At 35.3% G+C, this 25,335-nt stretch carries 17 protein-coding genes and 1 CRISPR repeat array; of the genes, 2 read left to right on the top strand and 15 right to left on the bottom strand.

Annotation, left to right across the window (positions count from 1 at the left end):
* Window positions 1–50: 50 nt before the first annotated feature.
* A complete protein-coding gene (locus ACWGXJ_RS25510) occupies window positions 51–3,851 on the bottom strand; it encodes a hypothetical protein (RefSeq protein WP_452568003.1) in 3,801 nt (1,266 codons plus the stop codon).
* Between the two features lie 1,264 nt (window positions 3,852–5,115).
* Here ACWGXJ_RS25510 and ACWGXJ_RS25515 point away from each other — a divergent pair.
* Window positions 5,116–5,205, top strand: coding sequence for a CRISPR-associated endonuclease Cas1 (locus tag ACWGXJ_RS25515; protein WP_452568004.1), 90 nt, complete (start codon window positions 5,116–5,118; stop codon window positions 5,203–5,205).
* Window positions 5,206–5,721: 516 nt separating this feature from the next.
* Window positions 5,722–6,089: a CRISPR direct-repeat array (repeat unit 32 nt; unit sequence GTCGCACTCCATGTGGGTGCGTGGATTGAAAT).
* 398 nt (window positions 6,090–6,487) lie between these two features.
* Here the strand turns inward: ACWGXJ_RS25515 and ACWGXJ_RS25520 are convergent.
* Window positions 6,488–7,471 carry a helix-turn-helix domain-containing protein gene (locus ACWGXJ_RS25520; protein WP_452568005.1) on the bottom strand — a complete coding sequence of 328 codons (984 nt, stop codon included), beginning with the start codon at window positions 7,469–7,471 and terminating at the stop codon, window positions 6,488–6,490.
* Window positions 7,472–7,820: 349 nt separating this feature from the next.
* Here ACWGXJ_RS25520 and ACWGXJ_RS25525 point away from each other — a divergent pair, with 349 nt between their 5' ends.
* Window positions 7,821–8,903, top strand: a complete 1,083-nt coding sequence (locus ACWGXJ_RS25525; RefSeq protein ID WP_452568006.1) for a tyrosine-type recombinase/integrase — start codon at window positions 7,821–7,823, stop codon at window positions 8,901–8,903.
* Between the two features lie 1,123 nt (window positions 8,904–10,026).
* On the opposite strand, the gene folK is transcribed toward ACWGXJ_RS25525, so the two are convergent.
* Genes folK through ACWGXJ_RS25590 form a run of 13 tightly spaced genes read right to left on the bottom strand, consistent with a single transcriptional unit; the run spans window position 10,027 to window position 24,495 of the window.
* Complete coding sequence (gene folK, locus ACWGXJ_RS25530) at window positions 10,027–10,509, bottom strand: 2-amino-4-hydroxy-6-hydroxymethyldihydropteridine diphosphokinase (RefSeq protein WP_452568007.1); 483 nt, start codon at window positions 10,507–10,509, stop codon at window positions 10,027–10,029.
* Between the two features lie 39 nt (window positions 10,510–10,548).
* On the bottom strand, window positions 10,549–11,133 hold the full coding sequence (gene folE / locus ACWGXJ_RS25535) for a GTP cyclohydrolase I FolE (protein WP_452568008.1): 585 nt from the start codon (window positions 11,131–11,133) through the stop codon (window positions 10,549–10,551).
* Between the two features lie 3 nt (window positions 11,134–11,136).
* Complete coding sequence (gene pabB, locus ACWGXJ_RS25540; RefSeq protein ID WP_452568009.1) at window positions 11,137–12,897, bottom strand: aminodeoxychorismate synthase component I; 1,761 nt, start codon at window positions 12,895–12,897, stop codon at window positions 11,137–11,139.
* A gap of 4 nt (window positions 12,898–12,901) precedes the next feature.
* Window positions 12,902–13,495, bottom strand: a complete 594-nt coding sequence (locus tag ACWGXJ_RS25545) for an anthranilate synthase component II (protein WP_452568010.1) — start codon at window positions 13,493–13,495, stop codon at window positions 12,902–12,904.
* A 28-nt stretch (window positions 13,496–13,523) separates the two neighbouring features.
* Window positions 13,524–15,671 carry a glutaredoxin domain-containing protein gene (locus ACWGXJ_RS25550; RefSeq protein WP_452568011.1) on the bottom strand — a complete coding sequence of 716 codons (2,148 nt, stop codon included), beginning with the start codon at window positions 15,669–15,671 and terminating at the stop codon, window positions 13,524–13,526.
* Window positions 15,652–16,962 carry a bifunctional folylpolyglutamate synthase/dihydrofolate synthase gene (locus tag ACWGXJ_RS25555; protein WP_452568012.1) on the bottom strand — a complete coding sequence of 437 codons (1,311 nt, stop codon included), beginning with the start codon at window positions 16,960–16,962 and terminating at the stop codon, window positions 15,652–15,654. The genes ACWGXJ_RS25550 and ACWGXJ_RS25555 overlap by 20 nt, the downstream gene beginning before the upstream one ends.
* Window positions 16,952–18,247 carry a bifunctional folylpolyglutamate synthase/dihydrofolate synthase gene (locus ACWGXJ_RS25560; RefSeq protein ID WP_452568013.1) on the bottom strand — a complete coding sequence of 432 codons (1,296 nt, stop codon included), beginning with the start codon at window positions 18,245–18,247 and terminating at the stop codon, window positions 16,952–16,954. Before ACWGXJ_RS25560 ends, ACWGXJ_RS25555 begins: the two co-directional genes overlap by 11 nt.
* A 24-nt stretch (window positions 18,248–18,271) precedes the next feature.
* A complete protein-coding gene (locus tag ACWGXJ_RS25565) occupies window positions 18,272–18,775 on the bottom strand; it encodes a hypothetical protein (RefSeq protein WP_452568014.1) in 504 nt (167 codons plus the stop codon).
* 30 nt (window positions 18,776–18,805) lie between these two features.
* Window positions 18,806–20,212 carry a circularly permuted type 2 ATP-grasp protein gene (locus ACWGXJ_RS25570; protein ID WP_452568015.1) on the bottom strand — a complete coding sequence of 469 codons (1,407 nt, stop codon included), beginning with the start codon at window positions 20,210–20,212 and terminating at the stop codon, window positions 18,806–18,808.
* Window positions 20,184–21,680 carry a gamma-glutamyltransferase gene (locus tag ACWGXJ_RS25575; RefSeq protein WP_452568016.1) on the bottom strand — a complete coding sequence of 499 codons (1,497 nt, stop codon included), beginning with the start codon at window positions 21,678–21,680 and terminating at the stop codon, window positions 20,184–20,186. Before ACWGXJ_RS25575 ends, ACWGXJ_RS25570 begins: the two co-directional genes overlap by 29 nt.
* Window positions 21,681–21,739: 59 nt before the next feature.
* On the bottom strand, window positions 21,740–23,032 hold the full coding sequence (locus ACWGXJ_RS25580; protein WP_452568017.1) for a bifunctional folylpolyglutamate synthase/dihydrofolate synthase: 1,293 nt from the start codon (window positions 23,030–23,032) through the stop codon (window positions 21,740–21,742).
* Window positions 23,033–23,051: 19 nt separating this feature from the next.
* A complete protein-coding gene (locus ACWGXJ_RS25585; RefSeq protein WP_452568018.1) occupies window positions 23,052–24,047 on the bottom strand; it encodes a hypothetical protein in 996 nt (331 codons plus the stop codon).
* Window positions 24,028–24,495: an NUDIX domain-containing protein gene (locus ACWGXJ_RS25590; RefSeq protein ID WP_452568019.1), complete on the bottom strand. Its 468-nt coding sequence runs from the start codon at window positions 24,493–24,495 to the stop codon at window positions 24,028–24,030. The genes ACWGXJ_RS25585 and ACWGXJ_RS25590 overlap by 20 nt, the downstream gene beginning before the upstream one ends.
* Between the last annotated feature and the right edge of the window lie 840 nt (window positions 24,496–25,335).

Consider the following 25,335-nt stretch of genomic DNA (forward strand, 5'->3'; position numbering starts at 1 on the left):
TTTTTAGTGTAGAGGAGAGGTACTGAGAAAAGAAGAACTACACGAGACCTTCATTGTTTAAAATTTTTTCTAGCTTTCTCTGCAATATCTTTCTGCTTTTCGCTCAGCACATCAACATAAAGGTGAACTACAACTGCTTTTTCGCCCTCCATATCGGTTTCGTGCATCGTATAGAAGCTACGTACTGCTTGGAAGTTATGCGTTGGGAACATCTTCGTGGTTTCTCCGTAATCTATAACGGGAAACGGATTTTCCGTCTTCGATGCTACTAAAGTTTTATACTGCGACCACAGTATATCAGGGTTTTTCGCGAATCCCCACGTAAGTACAATATAGAAATTGCATCGTGTCGTATCATAGCCAAAAATTTTCTGCGTATGGACTCTAATATCATCCGTGCGTAAACCTGCTAAGTTTAATGCCTCCCCGATCGCCAATTCGGTATGTCTCTGGTTGTAAATGATGATATCCCTCTCGCCGATACCACCACGTGGGCCCATCGTTTTTCGCGTATAGCCTCCCCGTGACTGCGTAACGGCTGACCAGCCTATAGGTAACAATCGTTGATTTAGTAAGAGAACAAGCAAGTCGGTATATCGATCCTCCTCTGCTTGCTGTGTCTCAGATGGGGTGATGCTAGGCGAATACTTTAATACCTCCCTGCATACATCCAAGAACGTCTCCAAGATATAATCCTTCACCGTAAAGAATTCATCGCCTTTCAGTGCCTTGACCTGTTCCTCCGAAGACAGTTGGTTTAAATAGCTCAAAGCGGTGTTGATCGAGGTCCACTGACGTAGCTCTTGTAGGAAGTGGTGAGGTGGAATGACAGTTAGTTCTTGCTTTCGCTCTTTCACAGTTTGTAACAGCTCTGTATAAGACTCAAACTTACCATGCCGCTGGTGCAGAATCTCCAGCTTCCTCTCTGCCTCTTCCCACTTCTGTTCGTGTAGTAACATGTGAACGGCATACGTTCCGATCGGAATCGAATTTTGCCGTGCGTACTTTAATCCTCCATAAATTTGCCAGAAGATGCTCGAGTTTTTTAAGATACTTTCCAAGTACAAACGGTTGGTATCAATATGCCCGCTAACAGTTTTTCTTTGCTCCTCCGGCAAAGCCTGAATTATGTTTAACAAGTGTTCGGCTTTGTCAATAAATTTTCCGCTTATGTGACTGACTGTATTCACCGCGTCTGCTGCGGCTTCTATATATGCGCCATATAAGTTTACCAGGTAACTCACATTGCCTGCATCCTGTCGGACTAGCGGCTCCAGAAGCGCGATCGATTGATGTGCGTCTGGTGGGTCCATTTCGAGATACGCTAGCGCACAGTAGTAGGTTAACGTATTGGCTTGATGTGCTGAGATCGGTTGCGGAACGCTGCTATGAATCTGCCTGAATTCCTTCTTCACCAAGTGAATCCGTAACTGCTCCTGGAATGCCCAATCCTCATATTCGACTAAAACACGTGGGGATGCTTCAGCACGGAAGCGATCTAAATATTGCTGAGCCAAATCGGCCAGATCGATGTTGTTTGTATTTAGTAGCTCTGTGATTCGGACCCGAAAATCGCTGTTCCACCCGAAATTCTGCGTAAGGGCTTCATCCTTTAGTAGGCTATATTCGGTTAGAATTATTTTTCTATCTGTCTCTCTTTCAAGCCCATTGTATATATTAGCCCATAATCCTGGATCTTGGTCAACCTGGGCCATAACACGAAGAAGTTGCTCCCTCTTCCTATCCGGCAGAAAATTTATCGCTTTGGCAACCATATTCACAAGTTTTAGATCGTTACTAAACCCATGCATCAATTCAAAAGACAGAAACACGGCATTACCGTAGTGTTTAAGGCTGTCCTCTAAAAGTGAAGAGAAGACTGATATCAACATACGATAGCCCGTGTCTTCCCGCTGGATCTGTAGGTCCGCAATCCATCTAGCTAACCGTTGTAGATGCAACGCAATAATCTGGCTCGCCAACCTAATCCAGCTGTGTTGTTTTTTTTCTTCCTGAGGCCGCTCTTTACTTAGATCCTCAATCTGAAATGGTTGAAGTAGAGTAGAAAGTCGGTCATTCCCAGAAGGTTCATCTATTCGAACCATAGCCCACTTAAGTACAACCTCCCATGCAGGATGTTGTATGACATCGGCAATTCGCTGTGTCCAAACCCAGCTGTCGCGACAAGATCGATGAGTTTGATGGTAAGCATGAATGACACACTCCATGATTTCATCAATTCGATTGACCGGCCCGCCATTGCCATGGAGTTGAATAAGCCATAATAATTGTGGGAACGACGGATGTTCCAGCGGAATGTCCTCCGTATCAAGAATCGCAAGTATAATGCTTGTCCAGTTGCTGACAATGATGGTCTCGGAAGAGGCCCTATCTAGTTTTATAAACTTCGAATAAAGCCAAGCGAGCATATGCTCCCGTTTTCGATATAGTTTTGACGATGGACCACCAGCACTAGTAAAAGATTTTTTCCGTATCAGCTCCTCAAACCAGGTCAGACACTGTTCGATACGGGAAGCTGCGAACATCGGATTTGAAATAAGAATTCGATTCATTGCATATGAGAAATAAGAAAGCGATTCAATCCATATACGCTCTTCTATCTTCCATGCTTCTTCTTTGGTTTCTCTACTGTAGAAATCTCCCGGATAGGAAGGCTCCCACATGGCCAATAGAGCCATGCCGATAACTGTAAGATCGGGATTAATAAGAAGCGTTGGAATAACTGTGTGATCGGCATGTTTCAATTCGTGATATATGAATGGACGATCCTTTCTTTCCGCAAGCAATTTATGTAATCGAGGACGATCAGGCCATGCCGTTCCACTTCCCTCACCTCTCACGATCCAATTAAACAGTAGTCCCAGTATGCCCCTAGGATAGTGCATCACGATTGCAGCTTCTAATGGCCGGTCAAACCAAAACAACTTCTCCAAATCTTGATCCTCCCTAGGAAGAGGAATCCAAGAAATCTGCTTTTCAATTTGCGTCGAACCCTGCTCAGCAAGCACCTCGCCGATCATTTTTCTCCGTTCTGCTTCCCAGTCGATACCATCCTCTTCGTTAAGCAGCCTATCCAGACAGGCATCTAACAAATCACCAAGAGATGCAGAAGAGATCCCGCGAAGGACTTCGTTACTCACTCTATTTAACGAAACATAACGTATCCACCAGCTCAACCTATCATAAGCCTTGGATGGCCCTGCTTTCTTTTCCATCCAGAGTCTTGCCAGAATGAAGTTAGCATTTACGGCTACGTAGTTGGAGCGGGAATTTAATACATACCCCTTTCCTTCATTGCTTAAGATCCCATTATCAAGAAACCATTCCAATTGGGGTGTTCCCGTGTAGCTGGCTTGGTGTTCCCGTAGTATTTCTAGCACATCATGTAGACGAATTGTGCAAGTATCTGGATAGGGTTCATTTGATAGCTGGCGCATGAACTCAAAAACATGCTCTGGTTTTTCTTCAAGTTTGCTCTTGTAAAATATAAAACCATGCGGAAGTCTATACGAATCCCAAACAATCCTAACCCACCCGTTAGATATTAAGTGATCTAGTTCTAAGCTTGCATCTGGGTTCTTGCGGTTGTATTCAACAAGGAGATACTTGAGGCTTCTTACACTTCTAGGGTCATCAGAAATTGAAGATTGTTGCATCCAACGCAGTAGCAGTATATCTAAAGACCAAGCCCAGGTGGTCTGATCCATACACTCATCGTTGACAGAAAAACCTGCCGGTTTCCCCCTGCTATACAGACTGAGTTCGTTCTCTAAGTGGTGCAAAGCCTCTTGAGGCAGATGGCGCAACATGGATTCGATACTCTCGTTCATAATCGAAAAAACTCCTTACACTCGTTACTCCCATTGTAATTTTATGCACTAACCATATTATACCATACACCCAATTTATCGGAAATCATTACCCACGATAAAATCTAAGGTACATTTATACTCCTCGTACGTGTCCATCTGCTGTTCTTACTATATACACTCTACATGACTAGAGTGTCGGTCACTGTATTTAAGCCGTAAGAAGAGCGTTGGCAGTAAACCTGTAATTAATGTTTACTGAGCCATCTGCTTTAACTTCAACCTTATCAACCAAACGATGCAAACATTTCAGGAGTAAGTTCTTCCAGCTTCATGAATTGTTTAAGCTCTTTCCTTAATCGAGAAATGCTTTCTCCTGTACTGTTACTTAAACGAAAATAATATACATACGAAAGACTTTTCCTAGCCTAGGATTAACCGTCTTTTCATTAAATAAGATTTATACGTAATTCGGCATTATATATCTTCCGTTCATGTTTACTCCTCACTAATTTTTGGTTCTTGTAAATTAGTAGATATTTCTGGTGCGAATGCCAAGCTCACATGATTTTCCCGAGTTATTCGCACCTCGAATTTTGTCGAAGTCTGTTGAATGTGTACAAAACATGAACTTTAACAAAAGAACAGAGTATTATCTGGTTACCATATTTACTGTTGTGCGCTACAATAGAGATTAGGAAGCACTTGGATACGTAGTATTCCGCTGTCGCACTCTACATGAGTGCGTGGATTGAAATAGCATCATGAATCTTGGAATTGAACAAACTTTTAGTCGCACTCTACATGAGTGCGTGGATTGAAATTTTAATCACCGCCACAAATTGTTGAAACCTCTCCGTAGTCGCACTCTACATGAGTGCGTGGATTGAAATATTTTCAAAATGTCTGCGTCGAATCTCGTCAGCGTCGCACTCTACATGAGTGCGTGGATTGAAATGATCTGCTTAAAAGGACCATCCAAAGGAATGGAAGTCGCACTCTATATGACTGCGTGGATCATGATGGAGCAGCCGCCACCTGGCCGTATGAGTAAAGAGCGCCGTTTTATCCGAAATAAAGAGGTCCGATAAGTGGAGGAACGGACATTTTACGCGTTTTGGAGGAGAGGGCAACGGTTTAGTACACCTCCGTGTGAGATGAGCGGATCTTGCAGAAAAAAGATGATTTTTACTTCCATGGATGCCATAAACGCCCGCCGTTAGGTACTGTGAATGTCCTATTATTTCTTGCTTAAACACTGTTGTCCAACGATATGAAATCGGCAATGGAAGCTGTGAGCTTGGATGCTAATGTAGGTTTTCTGCATAGAGTTCGTTCAGAACGAGCCTCATTAGCACTGGATGTAATGGAATAACTTCGAGAAGTATATGCCGACCGTTTTTCCTTACATTGATTAACAAAAAAGATTCATAGTAAAGGATTTTACAAAAAAGAAAATTTTGCTGTCATGATGGACAATGGGTGATACGAGGAAAGTCGTATTGAAGGCATGTCTCACCGAAACAGGATAGGATTATTTATCACTATATTAATGTACTTCGGGTTTGACCCCATTTCGAAGTTTAAAGTATGAACTCAACCAAAAAGAAGACAGCTTGCGCTTCTACAGCTTAGGAGATAACTACAAAAAGAAAGTAGAGCAATAGGGGCTAAAGAAACTTACGACATGGAAAGCATACTGGGTTTTGAGGTGCGAATGTGAAGCTCACATAAAAACCCCGGGTCTTTCGCACCTCGAAATTTGTCGAAAATAAACTGAATCAGTTACCTTCAGTAAAAGTCAATGGTTGATCCAAGCCTTTTTGGCATCATTTTTTGCGATAATGTGAGGAATTGATATCATTAGGGTATGAATTACTGTATTTTCGCTGTCGCACTCCATGTGGGTGCGTGGATTGAAATATCTTTGCGCTGCCGTACTCATGAACGCCTGCTATGTCGCACTCCATGTGGGTGCGTGGATTGAAATATATTCAGCAGCCAATTTGCGCTCCTGTGTTGTCAATGTCGCACTCCATGTGGGTGCGTGGATTGAAATAAAGCCTAATTCCAACACTTTATTTTTGAAATGCGTCGCACTCCATGTGGGTGCGTGGATTGAAATTACCAAAATCTTTTACTGTGTCGTGATGAATGTGGTCGCACTCCATGTGGGTGCGTGGATTGAAATCCTTTCAAGTGCTGCATATTGTTGGAGCCAGTAAGGGTCGCACTCCATGTGGGTGCGTGGATTAAAATAATTGCTGTCATTAGGCAGTATGAGCACATGGATTGACGCACAGCTTACAGGAAGGATCACAGGAAATCCCTTATCCAATAAGGATGAAATTCCTGGAGACGATACTGGAAAGCTTCCCAAAATTTCAAAAAGCCTTACGTGACTTATGAAGTTAAAGCTCAGTAAAAAAAGACCTGCTAACTTTTAGCAGGTCTTAAGATATATTGGAGTCATCACTCTTGTTGTTACCAATTTGGTCAATAAACCTTATAATATTGCCAATGCTATTCCCCTCCAAACCAATAATAACATATAGTTACTAAGAATCGGCATTGTAAAGAGATGTCGATCTATATTTTTGTATAAGAGAGACCTTTAAAAATACAATACTTTATTCCTTCATATAACTAAAATTAGATTAATTCAATCCAAATTTATTATTAAAAAAATCCGCTAAGTAATCATGTAGTTTCATCCCTTCATTTTCAGCTTCCGACAACAATTCCTTCTTAGTTTGATACGGGAGATACATGAGAATGGACGAATAACCTGGATCAATAACCGTACCATTATGGACTAGGACAATTTCACCGGAATGAGCGAACGTCTTCAATTTATTAATTAAGTCCGGTTCTGTACTCTCTGTTATGCCAACTAATGTCGTCCTTTTAATCTCAACCTCTAACATCTCACCAGTTTTAACACGCATGTTATAAGGTCCAGCAGCCTTAAATAATTCATCTATAACCTGGTAAATTACCGAATCTAAGCTTCTAGGTATAGGGAAGACAAATTTGGCAAATCCATATGCCGTGACCTGTTTCTTTTCTTCTATTAAATATGTTGGCTTCCACCCTAATCCTAGGGCTTCTTCAAGTGTCAACTCACTCGAGCTTGTCTTCAACGTAATTTTCGCTCGTGCGGATCCATTTTTACCTATACTCATTACCCTAGCCAATTCACCGTTATTGAAGTACGGCTGAAAGAGAAATACACCTGTCTTTTTGTCATATATCGTTTCCCAAAGACTCTTTGGCTTTTCTTTAACATCCTTGTTGTACTGTTCCAAATCCTCTTTTTTAATAAAGAACGTTTTTTTTCCACGATATGTATCCTCGTAGCTTTTCAGTTTCCCTTCCCTGATTAACCCGTGAACAAAACTTTTAGAACGGTTCAATAACTTTGCAGTATCGGCAATCGTCAGATCCTTTTTAATTACTTGTTCTTTCACAAGCTCCACACTATCTGCACTGAACCGGTACCCTCCATCTCCCCTGTATGTCAGCCTATTCACTGGCTCGATCCTTTTCGACACTTCTGGGTGGTTTATTAATTTATAGATGGTAGCTGGCGTAACCCCCAGCATATTTGCGACTTCCTGAACGTTCAGATACTTGCTCAATGTCATATCCCTCCTACTACTTTCTATTTATCGTGTTATTTATTTAGAATCTAATACAACAATTATATAATTTTTATTAATAATAAACGTGAATTAAATACTCAACTATAATTATAATTGAATACATTATCTTTAGATATATAAAAATCAATAATAGAATCCAACACAAAAGAATTGCATATTATTTTAGCTTGACTACTCTATTTGTTCTTTTTATCATTCGCTGATAATATATAAAAGTGTTAATGGAAAACTCCAAACGTTGAGAATCACCAAAATCAGAATTCGGTGCCACTATTGTCTGTAGTTTCTTGATTAAAGAATATTATCTAGTATTGAGGTGATATGTTTGTATTTAGTAGATTCTGATATTAATTTTAATTTGGATATATCTATTCTCAGAAAAGAAAATATTGATGAAATAAAGAATAGTATGCTAGATATAACATATTATGATACATTGACAAAAAGGGCCTCTCTTTATGAAGACCAACAGGGTAACTATGACTATTCATTGTTTTCAAATATTGGAGTGACATATCTTTACGTACATCAAAAAGATAAGAAACGTGGTCTACAGACAAAAAAAGAATATATATCGATAATATTTAATTTTTTAATTATTCTTCCTTCTTTGTATAATAAGAATGATATTCGAGAACTGAGCCGTTATGATATGGAGAATTACCAAAAGCATCTGGAGAAACAGTATCCTAAAAAAACTACTCGCTCTAAAAAGGTTACTATTTTAAAAAGTTTTTTAGATTGGTGCTTTGAAGAAGGGTATCTGAAGAAGAAAATTTCACGGGGACTCTCGCCAGTTAAAATCGATAAAGAAGAAATTCCTCATCGCGTGATCGATCCAGCTACGGTGGAAGCTGCCGTTCGTTATTACAATAAGAATCCTAAGATAAAGTCCCTCATTTTACTGCTAGCCACCACTGGCCTACGGCTAAATGAAGTAATCACCCCAAAGATGAAGCATATGTCTTATGATCCTATAAAGAGCCAGTATTATCTGCAGACGATTACAAAGAACAAAAAAAAGCGTTTTGCACTAATCAAGCCATATGTTCTTAGGGAATTACGTGAGTATCGTAAAAGAATCGGACTTCGTACAGAGATAAATCCCGACGATGATACCCCATTCTATCCCAACAAATTTGGTAAACACTATAACCGTTCGTATCTTTCTACGATGCTATCAAACCATATGCTGGCAGCTGACTTAGTAACTATCGATAATAAAAGAATCACTCCTCACTATATCCGGCATTTCTTTGCACAAAGTGCATGGCATGCGGGCGCTTCAATTGATGATATTGCCGAAACACTTGGCCATAGCAGCACGAAAACACCGAAGGAAAATTATCTCCGGACGCAGCTGAAAAAGGAAAGAGATGTTAGTCGTTTCGTAGATATCAATGTTTAATAGCAAAGCTCATGACCTTTGTAAACCAAACGGATACTTGTATGAATTTAGATCAAGAACATCTCATGCATATTGAATGGATGGTTGAGACCGATTAAGTGGAGAGAAAAACATTAAGGGAGATTAAAGGGATTCCTTTAGAACTATTTTTTCGAGAAATGTCAAGTTTAGGAGGGTATTATTTGATTAAAAATAAAAAAGAAATTAGGGGAATCTTATTCGATTAACCCCAATTTTATAGCTGCGTATCTTGCTCCCACTACCATTCTTTCTGGCGTATCTTTCTTAATTAATTCAACTTTTGTTCATCTTCATCAATATAATCCATTACTTAGTGATTATTATGCAAAGTACAAACTATTGTAATATCCGACTTCCTTATCTTAGCTGCTATAAGATTAAGAGAATCATCGAATGGATTGTGCCAATTGACCTCAAAGCTGTACCTTGTTGGTATAAATATCATATGCAAAAAATACACGACATTATGGGTCGTGTATTTTAGTATGCATTATACTGAAAGCTCACGCATAAATATAGCAAAAAGATAAGAGAATACTTGAGTAAATGATACCTATATACATAAGAAAAATCAAGACTAATTAAGATATTATTAAATAGGATATAATACCAATTTCTTGTCTTTTTCAACTAAGGAATCAAGATCTTGTATCGTTAACACAAAAAAACGCCAACTTGGTGACTTCTAAGTGACTATGTTCCTATTCTCCCACATTGGTAACGAACTCACATTAAGTGACTGTTTCTGTGATCGACATATCAGCATCGCACAGGCGTATTTATTTTGAGCGTCTCTCCACTCTTGAATAACCTCCACCCAGTCAAGACAGCGTATCCTTCACGGATATAGTGATTCGCTACTTCAAAATGAGGCTTTTTCTTTTTTAGCAGGTCACGCAGTCAAACCCACACTCTTCGCCAGCTTTTAATAGGTTTGAACGTTTTTCCCTTTTTTAAGTCTATTTTCTCAGTAACTTCATTCTCGCTTGTCTTTAAGAGAAAAAAAAATTATGCAAAATGCTTGAATTTCAAAATATGCGCCTTTCTTTCATCCAACCTAGCATATTTGTAAAACACCAAGATTATTATCTTAAATGTCTGATTATTCGATCAAGCTAATATTTTGATTAGTAATTACGTTAACAAAATTATTTAGTTCCTTAATTGTATAAGGAAAGAAAGAATCAAGATTTAACTCTAACAAAGGTATAAGAACAAATAATCGTTCATGTAAACGTGGGTGAGGTATGGTTAGTTTCTCGCCATTAATTACCTCACGACCAAAACTCAAAAGATCTAAATCAATTGTCCGCGGTCCCCATCTTCCTTCCCTAACTCTTCCTAATTTTTGTTCAATCTCCATTAAAACATCGAGTAATTGCAGAGCACTTAAGGAAGTTCGAATAGAGCATACCAAATTAATAAAATTAGGTTGATTTAGAACACCAACTGGGGAAGTAGAAAAGCGATTAGATGTCTCAATTAAGGAAATATATTTATGTTGAGCAAAATTCCCTAGAGCCTGATCGATCTGAGTATGTCTATCCCCTAAATTAGCTCCTATTCCAATATAAGCTATTGTCATAACACTCTAAACCACCTTAAATAAGTATTGTTTAAAACTCTATTGACCTATAGATTTTTGAAATTCTTTACGTAAATGGTGATTATTAACGAAGCAGCCTGTACTTGCATAAGTTATCGTTCTGCTTCCAGCCTTTTTTATTCCACGAGAACACATACACATATGTTCTCCTTCTATGGCCACTATTACACCTCCTGGGTTTAAATATTCTTGAAGCGTTTCGGCGATCTGATTGGTGAGCCGTTCTTGTACTTGAAATCTTTGAGCAAAAACATCAAGTAGCCTCCCTAACTTAGAAAGCCCAATAATACAATCTTGAGGAATATATCCAATATGTGCTTCACCAAAAAATGGCAACATGTGGTGCTCGCATAAACTATTATATGAAATGTGCTTAACAATCACTATTTCTTTTTGGTTTTCGGCTGCAAACTTTGTCCCTAATTCTTCAAAAGGATCCAAGCTATATCCTTGTAATAATTCTGCATATGATTTAGCAACGCGGGATGGTGTGTCCTTTAGTCCTTCCCGTTCTGGATCTTCGCCTAAAAGTATTAAAAGTTGCTTAATAACCTTTTCAATCTCAGTTTTGTTTTCAATAATACTTGGTTTCACTACTAACATTAGCTACGCCTCCAGGAATTCATAGTATCTTTTGTCTATAGCGACCTTCACCCATCCATCTACGCTGTTAATAAGCCATATTTCTTGAGCTCTTTTTAATTGGGAAGCTAAAATTTTACGTTCAGTTATTTTTCCCTGTTTTAATAAAGCATCTCTAAAAGTTCCTTGTATTACTCCACATTCAATCGGTGGAGTTATATAATTCCCCCCCAATTTTACAACAACATTTCCGCTACAAAACTGTGTAATTTCATGTTCCATATTATAAAATAAACTTACATCTGAAGAGTCTTGATTTATTGATTGACTTAAGTTCAAATAGCTAGTTTTATGAAATTGAAAAACATTATTTCTGTCTGCAGGAGTACCAACAATTTTTGCGTTTTTTATCTCATAACTCAATTTTAATGGACTACATCGAACTTGTATTTTCCCATCTCGAAATAATTGAATATAGACTTCTTGGACTCCGTTGTTTGAATCTTTAATTTTCATAAGAGTCGATTTTAATTGCTCATGGTCATATGGATAATCAAAATAATCAGCGGTATTTTTTATATTTTCTAAATGAGATTCCAATAAATTGTAATGATCGCAATCTAACCGTAATCTATCAATAATTTGAAATTCAGTATGTTTTTTCTTGAGAATAGATGCTTTTTGCAATAATTCTCGATATTCACCATCAACAGATGAGTCCCATGTAATTCCGCTTCCTACTCCATAAATAGCTTTATTAACAAGTTTATCAACTACGACAGTTCTTATAGAAACGTTAAAAATATAATGATTATAGGGTAATAGTAATCCAATTGTTCCACAATATATTCCGCGCGGCTCTTTTTCTAATTCTTTGATTAGTTTCATAGTACTTATTTTAGGAGCACCTGTGACAGAACCACATGGAAATAGTGATTCAAAAATTTTGACTAAATTCACATTAGTAGTAGCAATAATTTCGGATGTCATTTGAAATACATTAGGATATTTCTCAACTTCAAATAACTTTGTAACTTGAACTGTATTAGTTCTAGCTATTCTTCCTAAATCGTTACGAAGCAGATCTACAATCATTATATTTTCTGCCTGTTCTTTTGGTGTATTACGCAATTCATTTATTTTTGCTATATCTTCTTCGTGCCATCTGCCACGAGCTATTGTACCTTTCATAGGTTTTGTAACAATTCTATTTTTTCTATACTCAAAAAACAACTCTGGAGAGACTGATAAAACTTCTATATCACCTAAACATATATATGCACTGTAGGCAGCCTTTTGATTCGAACATAGCTCTTTATATAGAGAAGCAGCACTGCCATCAAAAGTTGTTTTTAGTCTAATCGTATAGTTCGTTTGATAAGTATTACCTTTTTTAATATTGGACTTTATATTACTAATATGCTCCTCAAATTCTTTATAATTATTATCTGCTATCCATTCTCCAACTTGATAGTGATCATCAATATAATTATCAAAAAGCTGTATATCTTGTTTTTTATCATAAATTCCAAACCAGACTAAAGGAACTCTAGTAGCATATTGGGTTTCTAATCTTTCATCAAATGCCGAAGCAGCCTCGTAGGATACAAAACCGACAACATAATATCCTTTTGCTGAAGCCTGCTCTGATTGAGTAAGACAGTCTTTTACACTTTTCAAATCATAGGTCTCAATAATATCTATTGGATCCTTAAAAAAATATTCGTGAATTTTATTGCTTTGGTCTCGGAAACGGATATGGATAGAACCCTTATCTAACCCCATACTACTAAACTCCTTTAACAATATTAGTTTTATACATACTGCAAATATTAATATAATTTTGTATTATATTGATACCAAATGGAGTCAAGTATGCTTCTGGATGAAATTGTACTCCAAAGATGGGATAGATTAAATGACGGATTCCCATTATCACACCATCATCTGATCGAGCAGTAATTTTTAACGGTTTAGGAACACTCTCTTCCTGTAAAATCAAAGAATGATATCTTGTAACATTCATAGGAGAAGGAATTTTATTAAATAAGTATTCTCTATCATGAACAATTTCTGAAACTTTTCCATGTACCGGTTCTATTCCTTCAATTATTGTTCCGCCATATGCTAATCCAATAGCTTGAAATCCAAGACAAACCCCAAGAACTGGAACTGTTTTGCCCGATATTCTTATAAATTCTATTAAAGAATGCATTTCTGTTGGATTACCTGGCCCTGGAGAAATGATAATACCGTTGCTTTGACTGATATCAATTTTATTAAGATCATTAATATTAACAACCTGTAGATCAACATTACATTTCATAAAATACTGATACAGATTAAAAGTAAACGAGTCGTTATTATCAACAAGGGTAAACATTATTTTCCCCTTTCAGTTCTTCTCTATTTTAACTATTACTTGGAATTTGAATGTATTGATCAATTAGACGCCTTAGAGTACCATTACGATACATTTCAAGCAGAACACTGCCAGCTCCTATAAACTTTCCATAAAAAAAAACTTGGGGATAATGAGACCAACCCGAATAATAGTATGTAATATCTCTTAATTTTGGATATTCAGATAAGTCATATATTACATATTCAAGTTTTAAATCATTTAAAATGATTTCAACTCTTTCAACATATGCTTTATTCATTGGTTCTTTTATATCTGTAATTAACAAGCAGCTGTGATTAAATAAATCATTACATACTCCTGGAATAGAAATAGAATTACGATCATGTACCAAGACAACTCGGTCAACTATTTCTGTTATCGATTCTTCATCTCTTTCAATACACCCATATTCTCCATCCTGATTAGCAAAAAATATTTTTTTATCTTCTATTAGACAACTTGTAAAGAGAGTATCATCACTCCACTCTTTTATAATGCTAAATTCTTGAAGACTCCATAACTTTAATTTTTTATCCGTAGCAATTGTAACAAAAAAGTCACCTGTAGAATCGGAACTCACCTTCCATATTCTTCCCTCATGAGCATTGTTCAAGTAAGCAATTTGGTAATCATTTTTTAAAGATACAACTGCTAAATCACCTTCTAAAGAAGAGATAATTACTTTCAAATGTTTATTGTTTAGTGTCAAAGAAGTAGGATGAAAACGAGGAAAAACAAAAGAATATATTAATCGTTCCATTAGTAAATCCCATATAACTATTTTTCCGTCTATAGAAATACTAATTAGAATTGAATTTGCTTCGTCTACAACAATATCAAGAATTTGATCTTGGTGATAACCTAATCTTTTATGAATACACCTATCTATTTTGTTTATAATTAAAATATCTCCCTCGGCTGTAGCAATAAACATATAATCTAAATGATTACTAACTTTAATATTGTTCATCCAATAATCAGGCATTTTAACTGTTTGATAACAATCATCATCATTTATATTCCAAAAGATGATTTCTCCGTTTGACGAGACAGCTATAATACTTTCAGTTTGAGAATCATAGTCAAGCCCATTAATCCAACCACTATGGCACTTTAAACGGTTTTTAATTTCTCCCGTACTATTATCGGTACAAATTATAGTACTATCTGCTCCAACTGAATAAAGCAATTGCTTTTCTTTCATATAATAAAAATTCCAAATAGAATTCATATGAGGAACTTGTTTAATCTCATCTGATTGATTAGCAAGCATAGTCAAACTACCATTATAGTTACCAATAATAATATTATTTGCAACTGGATTTTGACATACAGCAGAAACAATTCCTTTATTAATAGGAACAGAGATACATAGATTCAATTTGTTAAGAGACCACTTACAAATCACACCATCTGCTCCGGCCGTATATAAAATCTGTTCATTTTTTAAATAGACACAATCATATATCCAGCCTGTATGCTTGCCAAGAACATATTTATTCCAATTACAATCAGAAAATTTCCACAAAGTCACATATGTATCTTTAGAACAGGTAATAAATGAACCATTATCAAGCCAATAAGCAATGTTTATATCCTTTTCTTTATCACTGATAACTTTTAATTTGTTATCTTCCAATAGCCAAAGTCCCTGGTTTATTGTACCGATCACTACTGTATTTCCAGATATTGAAATTGCGCTAATTTCTTGAGGTAAATCCGATAATATACGATTTAGCAAGAAGAGATAATTTAAGTCAATGTAACTGTTATCCATAAAATTGAGATAAGAAAGTGAAGTGAAATGGGTTAATGGATTACTATTTACTTGTTCAAAACAACCCTCATTTTCCCAAAAGTCTAACTTTAGCTCACCAACCATCTCACCATCAGTAAACGTAAAAAGACTTTCTTGTTTAGAACACCAAGCGATATATTGTATGTTATTAAATTCAAACGGCGATTTGATAGTAAAACATTGCTTATTAGCTATATCAATTATTTCAATATCTGAATTGAATCTTAAAGCAGCTATATACTTATGAGGGTAAAGATTAACCAGTGAACGGATAGAAACACCAAAAACATTCTGTACAGGAAAAGAAATATGCTCGACTTTAGAATTTCTATTTTTGTTATACCAATTCAGTCGCATTATAATCCCCCTTCTGATATAACTGTTTTGCTTCACCAACAACATAAAGAGAACCCATTATACAAATTATTGCGTCTTCATCGCTCTGACTAAGATTCCAATGAAGTGCTTCTTTTAAGTTTTCGAAATTTTTTACGTTATCAAAGTTTTGTTTGTGTATAATATCAGCAAGCATTGCAGCTGAAAGTGATCTTTCCGAAAGAGGAGAAACTGTTGACACAAATTTAGCTATTGGTAATATATATTGTGTCATTTTTAAATAATCTTTGTCTTTCAGAACTCCAAAAATAAAATTAATATTTTTATTAGGGAAATAAGCTTTTAACGCTTTTACTAAGCTAAAAACCCCATCTTCGTTATGTGCCCCATCCATAATAATATAAGGCTTATCATTTAGAACTTCTATTCTTCCAGACCAATGTGCTTTCATTAATCCCTGTTTAATATCATTTAAATTTATACGAAAAATATCTTGTTGATCTAACGCCATACATGCGTGTAATGCAACAATTGAGTTAAAAACTTGGTGTTCTCCTAATAGTGAAATATTAAATTCTTCATAGTAGGAGTATCTATAAGATGTTCCTTTTATACTCATCTTATTAATCTTAATTTGTGAGAAATCTGGTATTATTACTTGGCATTGATTCTTTGTCGCTTTTTCAATGATAATGTTTTCCGAATGTCCATCCTGTGGATATAAAATTAAAGTAGTTCCTTTCTTTAGTATTCCTGATTTTGTCCTTGCGATATCTTCTATCGTCCGCCCTAAATATTCACTATGGTCCATACTAATTTTTGTAATGATTGATACTTCTGCAGCATCAATGACGTTTGTAGCATCAAATTCTCCTCCAAGGCCAACTTCCAATAAAACAATATCGCAACAGTTCTCAGAAAAAAACTGAAAGGCTATAGCTGTTGTAATTTCAAAAACAGTCGGATGTTCATATCCTTTTTCTATCATTTTATCAACTGCATCTTTAACAAAAAAAACAAGTCTAGCAAATTCTTCATCAGTAATATAATTATTGTTTAATTTGATACGTTCATTCCATGTATTAAGGTGTGGAGATGTGTAAACACCAACACGATAACCTGCTTCAGTAAGAATACTATTAACAAATGCAATCGTTGATCCCTTCCCATTAGTTCCCGTTACATGAATGTATCGTAACTTTTTATGAGGATCCCCCATCTCCTGAAGAAGATTGTGCATTCGCTGAAGACCTGGCTTTATACCAAAGTTCTCCAAATTTTCTAGATAAATCAGAGCATTGTTATAATTCAATCTTTTCACCTTCCTTTCTTTTCTTCGAAAAATACTCTTTAAAAGGCTTGAAATAATAAGTAGAGCCAGCTACACATATTATGCCAGAAGTACTAATCTCAAGACTTAATTTGATAGCTTCTTCAATAGATGAGCATTCTTTATAGTTAGGTGTGATTTCTTTTGCTATGGAAACCAACTCATGAGTCGGAACAGCTCGTGGATAATCATATGGTATTAGTAAAAAGTTATCTGCAATAGGAGCCAAGCAACGAAGCATAGTTTCGTTATCTTTAGTATTTAATCCGCCATAAATAAAAGTTATTTTTTCTCCATAAAAATAGTCTATAAGAGAGTTAGCTAATGCTTCTATACCATCAATATTATGAGCTCCATCTAGAATAAATACCGGATCTGTATTTATCACTTCAGTCCTACCCGTCCATTTAGTCGATTTTAATCCATTATTAATTGAGTCGGGTGTTATCTGATATCCTTTTTTACTTAGAACAATTGCTGCTTCAATTGCAACGATTGCGTTTTCAAGTTGATGCTGTCCTAATAAATATATTTCACCTATAAATCCTTTATATTCAAATAATTGTTTAGTGATTTCTCTTTTTAATAAATTGACATTAGAAAGGGACGGAATAAACAAATTTGACTGTGTTTCAAGGCATTGATTGTGTAATAAATCTGTGACAATACTACTTTGAGGATAGACAATTGTATCAGTGTTATTTTTAATAATACCTGCTTTTTCTTTTGCAATATCAAGTATGGAGTTGCCAAAATAATTAGTATGATCCAAACTTAATTTCGTAATGACTGCTAATTCAGGAGTAGGAATCACATTCGTAGGATCATTTTTACCTCCACATCCAGTTTCTAAAACTACGATATCACACTGATTTTGATAAAAATAAAGAAGAGCAGTAGCAGTTAATACTTGTGCAATAGTTGGCAACTCTTGTTTATCCATTTTCTCTATCGCATTTCTTACGGAAGTTATCGTATTTGCAAAATCCTGATCTGATATTAATTTTTGGTTAATTTTTATTCTTTCATTCCATATTTCCATATGAGGAGAAGTATAAAGCCCAACTCTATAACCAGATACTTTTAAAATATTACTAATATAATTAGCTGTAGTTCCTTTTCCATTTGTACCTGCAATATGTATAAATTTTAAATGCTTATGGGGTTCACCAACATATTTTAAAAGTTCACTCATAAACTCCATTCGATGTCGTGTTATATTGGTACTTAAATTAGAAACATAGTTTATTGACTCTAAGTATTCCATTAATTAATCCCTCCAAAATTTTTACTATTTTACTTCAATAATTTGTTCAATATTCATGTAAGGAACATTTTGAGAAATAATACCGATTGATGCTAGAATAAATTGCTTCGTAGTCTTTATAATATGAACAAAATTTAAATCTAACTCATCTTCTTTCAAGTTCCTAAGAATTAGGGTAGATTCATGTAGTTGATTATATACTTGAATATCAAGAGTGCCACTCGCTAACTCTTTGCTTAAATATAATGATTGTAAAATAGAAAGCGAATTATCTATATCGCATAATATAAATCTTTTGATAAATAAAGGGTCGTTCTTTGCAGTTCCATTTATTGCAAGAAAGCTTTTTTTCATATTTAATTTTTCTAATAAAGGCAACCACCGTGTGAGCGATGAATCTGCATCTTTCATGTTTAATAAACTGTATTCACAATAAAAAAGAATGTCATTTAAATCAGACAGTGTCCGTGATAATTGCCAACCCAGAAAGAAAACTTTAACTCCAGTACTTCTTGCTATTCCATCCATTGCTTCACCATCCTATAATTGTTTTTTTAACTAAGAACCCTTTTGTACCCAAATATCTTTTACTCCTCCACCACTTGAAGTGTTGACTATTCTACTTGTAGAGGAAGAGAAACGGCATAATCCTCCTTTCATAACACTGACTTTATTACCTTTTCCTATAGTTCCAAACATACGTAAATCCGAAAAAACTGGCATTAATATCTCTTTTTGATCATCCCATTTTGCAAATTTACTAAAGTAAACAATCTCTTGAGCAATATAAGACTCAGGGGCATTCCTAACTTTACTTTTCCATATATCTAATGTTTCTATATTGGCTTCATTTCCAATTAATACTTGTTTGCCTCCAACACCCGACCGGGATTTTATTACAAATTTATCAATATTCGATAATATTAATTCACGGTATCTGTTGTCTCCTAACCATAGTGTGTTGGGCTGCTTCAATATTGCCTCTTCTCCAAGATAATACTGAATTAGTTGAGGGACATAAGGGAATACAGCTTTGTCTGCTGGTAACATATTTCCTTTAAAAGTAACAACAGCCGTCTCTCCACCCATGAGAGTTTTAGTAAGAGACTCATATAAATCTCTAAATCTTTCTGTTAATCTCAAATAAATTACATCTATTTTCTTTAATCTTCCGTTACTAAGTCGCAAGAAGACTCTTCCATCTTCTTCAAAATATAAATCCTCAGCGTCAGCTAGAATAATATTTGTTTGTTGTGAAAAAAGTCTTGCTTCGAAAAAATCTACCGCTCCTGGTCCACGCTGCAAATAAACTACAACAGGCTTTTCAATATCTGACAAGGATGAAAGCATACGATACATCTCATCCGTATAAGAGTTATTATAGATGTTATATCCAGTAAATAATTCTGGGACGTATTGCTTGGTAATCTGTCTTAACATTTGAGGATAAACCATGCCGGCAGGAAAGCCTAAATTATCTTCTAATACGTATATTTTATTTTTTTGATCAGTTACCATATCAATACCATATATATGGGCATAAATCTGATGTTTAAATAAAAGAGACTGGTTTTTAATACTAAGAAAATTGCTTGTTTTTATAATTTCGTCTGGAATTAATGTAGAATTACCAAGATAAAGATCATGCAAAAATAAATTAAATGCTTTAGCTCGCTGCTTTATTCCTTTTTGAATATACGTATATTGATCGTATGTCAAAATCTTAGGAAGCCAATCGACAGGCATATAGTTTTCATCACGAGCATTAGGGAAATAATTGTTAGATCCATATCCCATCAAGAATTGAAAAGAGTTTCTTTTTAATTCTTGATTTGCTAGATTAAATTGATGTTTTTTAGTATCAATCATATTATCAAGCAGTTGTTTATATATTGAGTTATAAATATCGTTAGGATATGATAAAACTTTAGTTAGATTATCTTTTATCATTTCTTGATAGCTCATAAGTGGCCTCCTCAAACCAATTTGTTATGCTATATGCTCCTTCTCTTCTAGGATCTGCAGCGCCAATCAAGAATTTTAATGATTTATCGTATCGAAGAGCATGCACCGCTCCGAATGAAAAAGTCTCATCTATTAAATTAACAAAAAAACCTCGTTTTTCTAATTCATCTTTAAATTTTGATGCACCCAACTCAAGACATAAACCCGAACGATTATTGTAAAAACGAGGAAGTTTTATTGCATTTTGAAGATCAATTTTGCCAATTATATGTTTAAATAATACATAACTAAGTATATAAGGTATTCTTTGCCCTCCTGCAGATCCGATACCTATAACGGTATCATCTTTAACCATTATAGTAGGAGCAATTAAACTGTAAGGCCTTTTAAATACTCCCCTAGAATTAGGTGAATTATTTGATGTGGAAAAATTACGCAGCTGATTATTTGCAAAATAACCGTCAACATATATACCAGATCCAAAAACATTACTTATCGAGTTGGTCACCGACACTACACTCCCATATTTGTCCATGACCACTAAATGAGTTGTGTTGTTAGAATCTATTTGTTTGATCAGACTGGGTAATATAACACTCTCTGAATACTCATAAGGAAGTTTTTTATCGCGAGAATAAAAATCCAGGAGATATTGTTCATCTACATCACCTTGTAAAGGATCACCATAATAAGCCATTCCAGTTTCACTACATAAATTAATGATGTTATATAATAGTTCAATCAAATTTTCATTTTCAATCTCTGAACCTTTTTTTAATAATATTTCTTCAAGAACATGTAATATGTGTATTAATTGTGTTCCACCAGCTGGAAGTGGAGCAGAGTAAACATCAAATCCAGCAAAGCTGCCTCTAACTGCCAGTTTTTTTTCAACTTTATATTTTTTCATGTCATTTAATGCTATTCCTGTTTTAAAAGAGAAGTTTTTAGCTAAATCACCATTATAAAATTCTTTTGAACCTTCTTCAGAAATAATAGATAATGTTTCTGACAATTCATTCTGAACTAATATTTCACCTGTTTCTAATGCTTTTTGATATGGGAAAAAATGGTGCAAAGAATTTTTATTCAATTGTGCTGATTTTTTAAGTTGCATGCTTAAAGTTTTACCAATTGTAAAACCATCTTTAGCCAGCTTAATTGAAGGTCTTATTAATTCTTTAAGCGCTATATGGCCGAACTCTTTATGAACGCGCTCCATTCCCATAACAAAACCGGGAATTCCAATTTCTGAAGCAGAAGATACACTATTACTATCGGCCATCTCACGATAATTAAATGACATAGGAGTTTTTTGCGTCGGAGAATATATTATAAAGACTCCTCCCCCACCTATTCCCGAGGAATAAGGCTCCAATACACCTAATGCATAAGAAACAGCAATAGCAGCATCTACTGCATTTCCACCAGCATCTAATATACTTTTACCAATTTCTGTAGCCTTCAAATTGGCTGAACTAACACCATAACTTGTTAGTAAAGGAATTTTTGTCAGAGTGTCCAACCTCACTTTAGATCAGTTAGTATAGTGAAGATTTTTTTGAATTGATTAATATAATATAAGGATCCTGCAACACATACATAGTCTTCTTCTGTAGAATGATGCATGCTTTCCTCAATTGCTTGTTTGATTGAAGAACAAACAAACACATTTTCCATATACTTAGTACCAATATGCATTAGTGTTTCTACTGAGGCAGCAGTAGGATGGTCATATGGAATAAAGTAAATAGTTTTTGCTTGTTTAGCGATCATTTCAATCATTTGTTCATTATCTTTGTTTTGCGCTCCTCCATAAATCATTATTAAGTTTCTTTTAGGGAAGTAAGCCTTCAATGAAGAAAGTAAAACTTTAATACCATCTAAATTATGAGCTCCATCTAAGATAACAAGTGGTTTTTCATTCAAAACTTCAGTTCTACCTGGCCATCTAGTGTTGGCTAAACCCTTTCGAATGTTTTCTGATCGAACTTCATATCCTAGTTTAGAAAGAGAGGAAACTACTTCTATAGCAATAGAAGCATTCTCTAATTGATGTTTGCCTAACATATGAATTCTCAAGCCACTATGTTCTTTATATGAAAACGTTTGATAGCTATCTCTTTTCTCAAAAAGTTGAATCTTATCAAAATCAGCTTTTAGTACAGTAGAGCCTAGATTTTCTGCATGATTTTTAACAACTGATTCAATCTCATACTCTTGAGGGTATAGTACAACAGGTGTCCCTTTTTTAATAATACCTGCTTTTTCTTTAGCAATAGTACTGACTGAATTACCCAGATAGGATATATGATCTTCACTGATTTTTGTTATGACAGATAAAATGGTAGTACTAACAATATTCGTTGGATCAACTCTTCCTCCCATACCCGTTTCTAAAACTACTATTTCGCAGCCTTTATTTCTAAAATATAAAAAAGCCATTGCTGTAAGAAATTCAAACATCGTGGGTTCGCCAAGTTTTTGCTTTTCGAGTTCCTCTACTTTATTTTGTATTAGGAATGCTAAATCTGAGAATTCTATCTCAGTAATTTCATGATTCGAAACTTTTATTCTTTCATTCCAGCGTTCTACATGAGGAGAAGTATATACACCTGTGATATACCCTTGTTCTGTTAATATATTGCTTACATAACTTACAGTAGATCCTTTTCCATTCGTTCCAGCTACATGAATGAACCTTAAACTATCTTGTGGATTATTTAGTGAATCCATTAATTTTTTCATATAAGACAAGTCTGTTTTTTTATCATTTTTACTATAGAGAGAAATCATATCAAGTGTGGATGTGAAAGACATTATAATTCAGTCCTTTTCATTAATATAAGGATATATCATCATAAGGCATTTCTAACTCTTTACTTGAGAATCTTTTTGTCATCTCTTCCCACCAATAATAATATGCTTTAGATTGTTCTTCTAATGATTGTGTTTGTGCGACGTTTTTACGTGAAACCATTGCATTAAATGGCTGGATTTCAAGAGGAATTGTTCTTAAGGGTACGTTAGGATGAATTGCTTGAAGTCTATCAATAAAATCAGATATTTTTTGAGGAGTCGTGTTACCTTCTGGGCTAGTTAAAGTAATATAGGCATAGAGGTTAAAGCCCTCTTTATGTAACTTATCAAAAATACGTAATTGTGATTCATGATTCGAATGTAGATTGGCTGTGTTAAATCTAAACGAGTTATCGTCATAACCTTTGAAACAGCAAGCACGAGAATGTAACGGATAGTTGGCCATATAGTTTATTTCTTCCGGAGTGAGTACTTCCCATAATGTTTCTGTTCCTAAATTATCATCCATCCAGAGAAAAACTTTATTATTCATTTTTCTTTCTTCTAATGATTGCATCGTCCATAGACACCATTCCGGTACAATGTCAGGTTGTCCACCAGACAAATCTAATACATTAGGGTGATTATGTTCATTTAGAAACATATCAACCAATTCATCCGCAGTGAAAAAGGAACCAAATTTTTCATTTCCAGCGAGTAATTCAAAATCCACAAAACAGTACCAACACCGCCAATTACAAGCTGCCAACTGAAACACTTGAGATCTTAACTCATCTACTGGTGGATGTCCTCGAAAGAGTGGTTTTCTTGTTTTTTGATCTTCTAGACTGAAGTGAATTGAAAAATTTTTGAAGACTCTAACTCGTCCATATCCCTGACAATTAGTTTTTGTATAATTATCTTCATTCTCTTTAGAATTGTTTAAATTTGCGATAAGAATTTTTCTTTCATTTTTCAATAAAACTTTTTCTCTGAGCGTATCAATTAATTTCTCGTTATTTGTTTTTAATCGCACTGTAAGGTCCTCTTCTTTCGCTTTTTTTGAGTTGAGAATACCTATGATCTTTACAAAGATTAAGAGCTAATTCATAAACCCTATCTTTCAGCAAAATACTAAATTCATCATTCTCTAATATCTCGTTAGCTGTCGGAGGATCATATACCAGTTTTATATAATCTGTTTCATTGTTATTTATTGGTTTTCCGATTTTAGAAACCATCGCTATAAAAACAGTTTTAACAAAATTGACTTTATCGTTTTCATATCCAACATACTGTGCAATAGGTTCTATACGTTCAGCTTCTCCTCCAGTCTCTTCGTATAGTTCTCTAATAGCTGTTTGCAGAATACTCTCACCAAACTCACGCTTTCCCCCTGGTAACTCCCAGCCTCTTCTTCGATGATGAGTAAAAATGAGTTGTGCATCATAATAAGCAAAAATTAAAGCAGCATTAGGTTCCAAGTACATCTCTTCTTCTGTAAAAAATGACACTTTTTGATTAGGATAAGTACCATCAAATTTAATAATATTTTCACCCCTTCAGTTCTTTACTCCAGGTAAGAATTACATACGTCTTTCATTTTTTTCAATATTTTAATATGATAGAATAGAAAAGTCAATTTATTACATCACAAACTATACTGAATAGTCAGAGATTCTTGTCGAAAAATCATTTCCAGAAAAAACACACAACCAGGCGGTTGTGTGTTATCTAGTTTTTTACATTTAAGGATAAAACATAATAAACAGTTTATGCGATTCTAGAGCGATTTACCATACCTATGCTCAAATATCTGAATAAATTTTTGCTTTCCTTCCGTTCCTTTTCTCCAGACAAGCCACGTTCGAATGGTTCGTGGTGATAATTGTCGGCTTCGTGCTGCGTCCTGACCATTTGGGCCTGACGCCTGCTATTCGAGATCTCTCCTTAAACAGCCGTTGATACGGACGTTCGTTCATTTTTTCTGTTCGTTCGCCTGCTCGCTTGTTGAGATAATAAAGCTAGGCTTGGCTGCAATCCGAGACTTCGATAGCACCTTGCTCTTGCTAGATCGTTACTTTTTGTCAATTCCGACATTGGAGCGGCTGGACGCTTTACATCTCGCGTCCGAAGCTCGCATGCACCTGGGACGAAAGCCAAAGCCAATGTGGTGGCCTATGAACGCCCCGTCGCCAAGCCAGCTTGGCGAGTAAGGCTATTTAAAAATTACAATTATATCAATTATTTAAAAATACTCGTCGAAGTAGTGAAGGGCGAACGCTTTAGGCCATTGAGAGATTCGTGATGTACCATTATATCGC

The sequence above is a fragment of the Paenibacillus sp. S33 genome (assembly GCF_053615415.1).

Coding starts and splice junctions, on each gene's coding strand:
- ACWGXJ_RS25510 (WP_452568003.1), bottom strand. CDS start 3,851: ATGAACGAGAGTATCGAATCCATGTTGCGCCATCTGCCTCAAGAGGCT.
- ACWGXJ_RS25515 (WP_452568004.1), top strand. CDS start 5,116: ATGGAAGCTGTGAGCTTGGATGCTAATGTAGGTTTTCTGCATAGAGTT.
- folK (WP_452568007.1), bottom strand. CDS start 10,509: ATGACAATAGCTTATATTGGAATAGGAGCTAATTTAGGGGATAGACAT.
- folE (WP_452568008.1), bottom strand. CDS start 11,133: ATGTTAGTAGTGAAACCAAGTATTATTGAAAACAAAACTGAGATTGAA.
- pabB (WP_452568009.1), bottom strand. CDS start 12,897: ATGGGGTTAGATAAGGGTTCTATCCATATCCGTTTCCGAGACCAAAGC.
- ACWGXJ_RS25545 (WP_452568010.1), bottom strand. CDS start 13,495: ATGTTTACCCTTGTTGATAATAACGACTCGTTTACTTTTAATCTGTAT.
- ACWGXJ_RS25550 (WP_452568011.1), bottom strand. CDS start 15,671: ATGCGACTGAATTGGTATAACAAAAATAGAAATTCTAAAGTCGAGCAT.
- ACWGXJ_RS25560 (WP_452568013.1), bottom strand. CDS start 18,247: ATGGAATACTTAGAGTCAATAAACTATGTTTCTAATTTAAGTACCAAT.
- ACWGXJ_RS25565 (WP_452568014.1), bottom strand. CDS start 18,775: ATGGATGGAATAGCAAGAAGTACTGGAGTTAAAGTTTTCTTTCTGGGT.
- ACWGXJ_RS25570 (WP_452568015.1), bottom strand. CDS start 20,212: ATGAGCTATCAAGAAATGATAAAAGATAATCTAACTAAAGTTTTATCA.
- ACWGXJ_RS25580 (WP_452568017.1), bottom strand. CDS start 23,032: ATGTCTTTCACATCCACACTTGATATGATTTCTCTCTATAGTAAAAAT.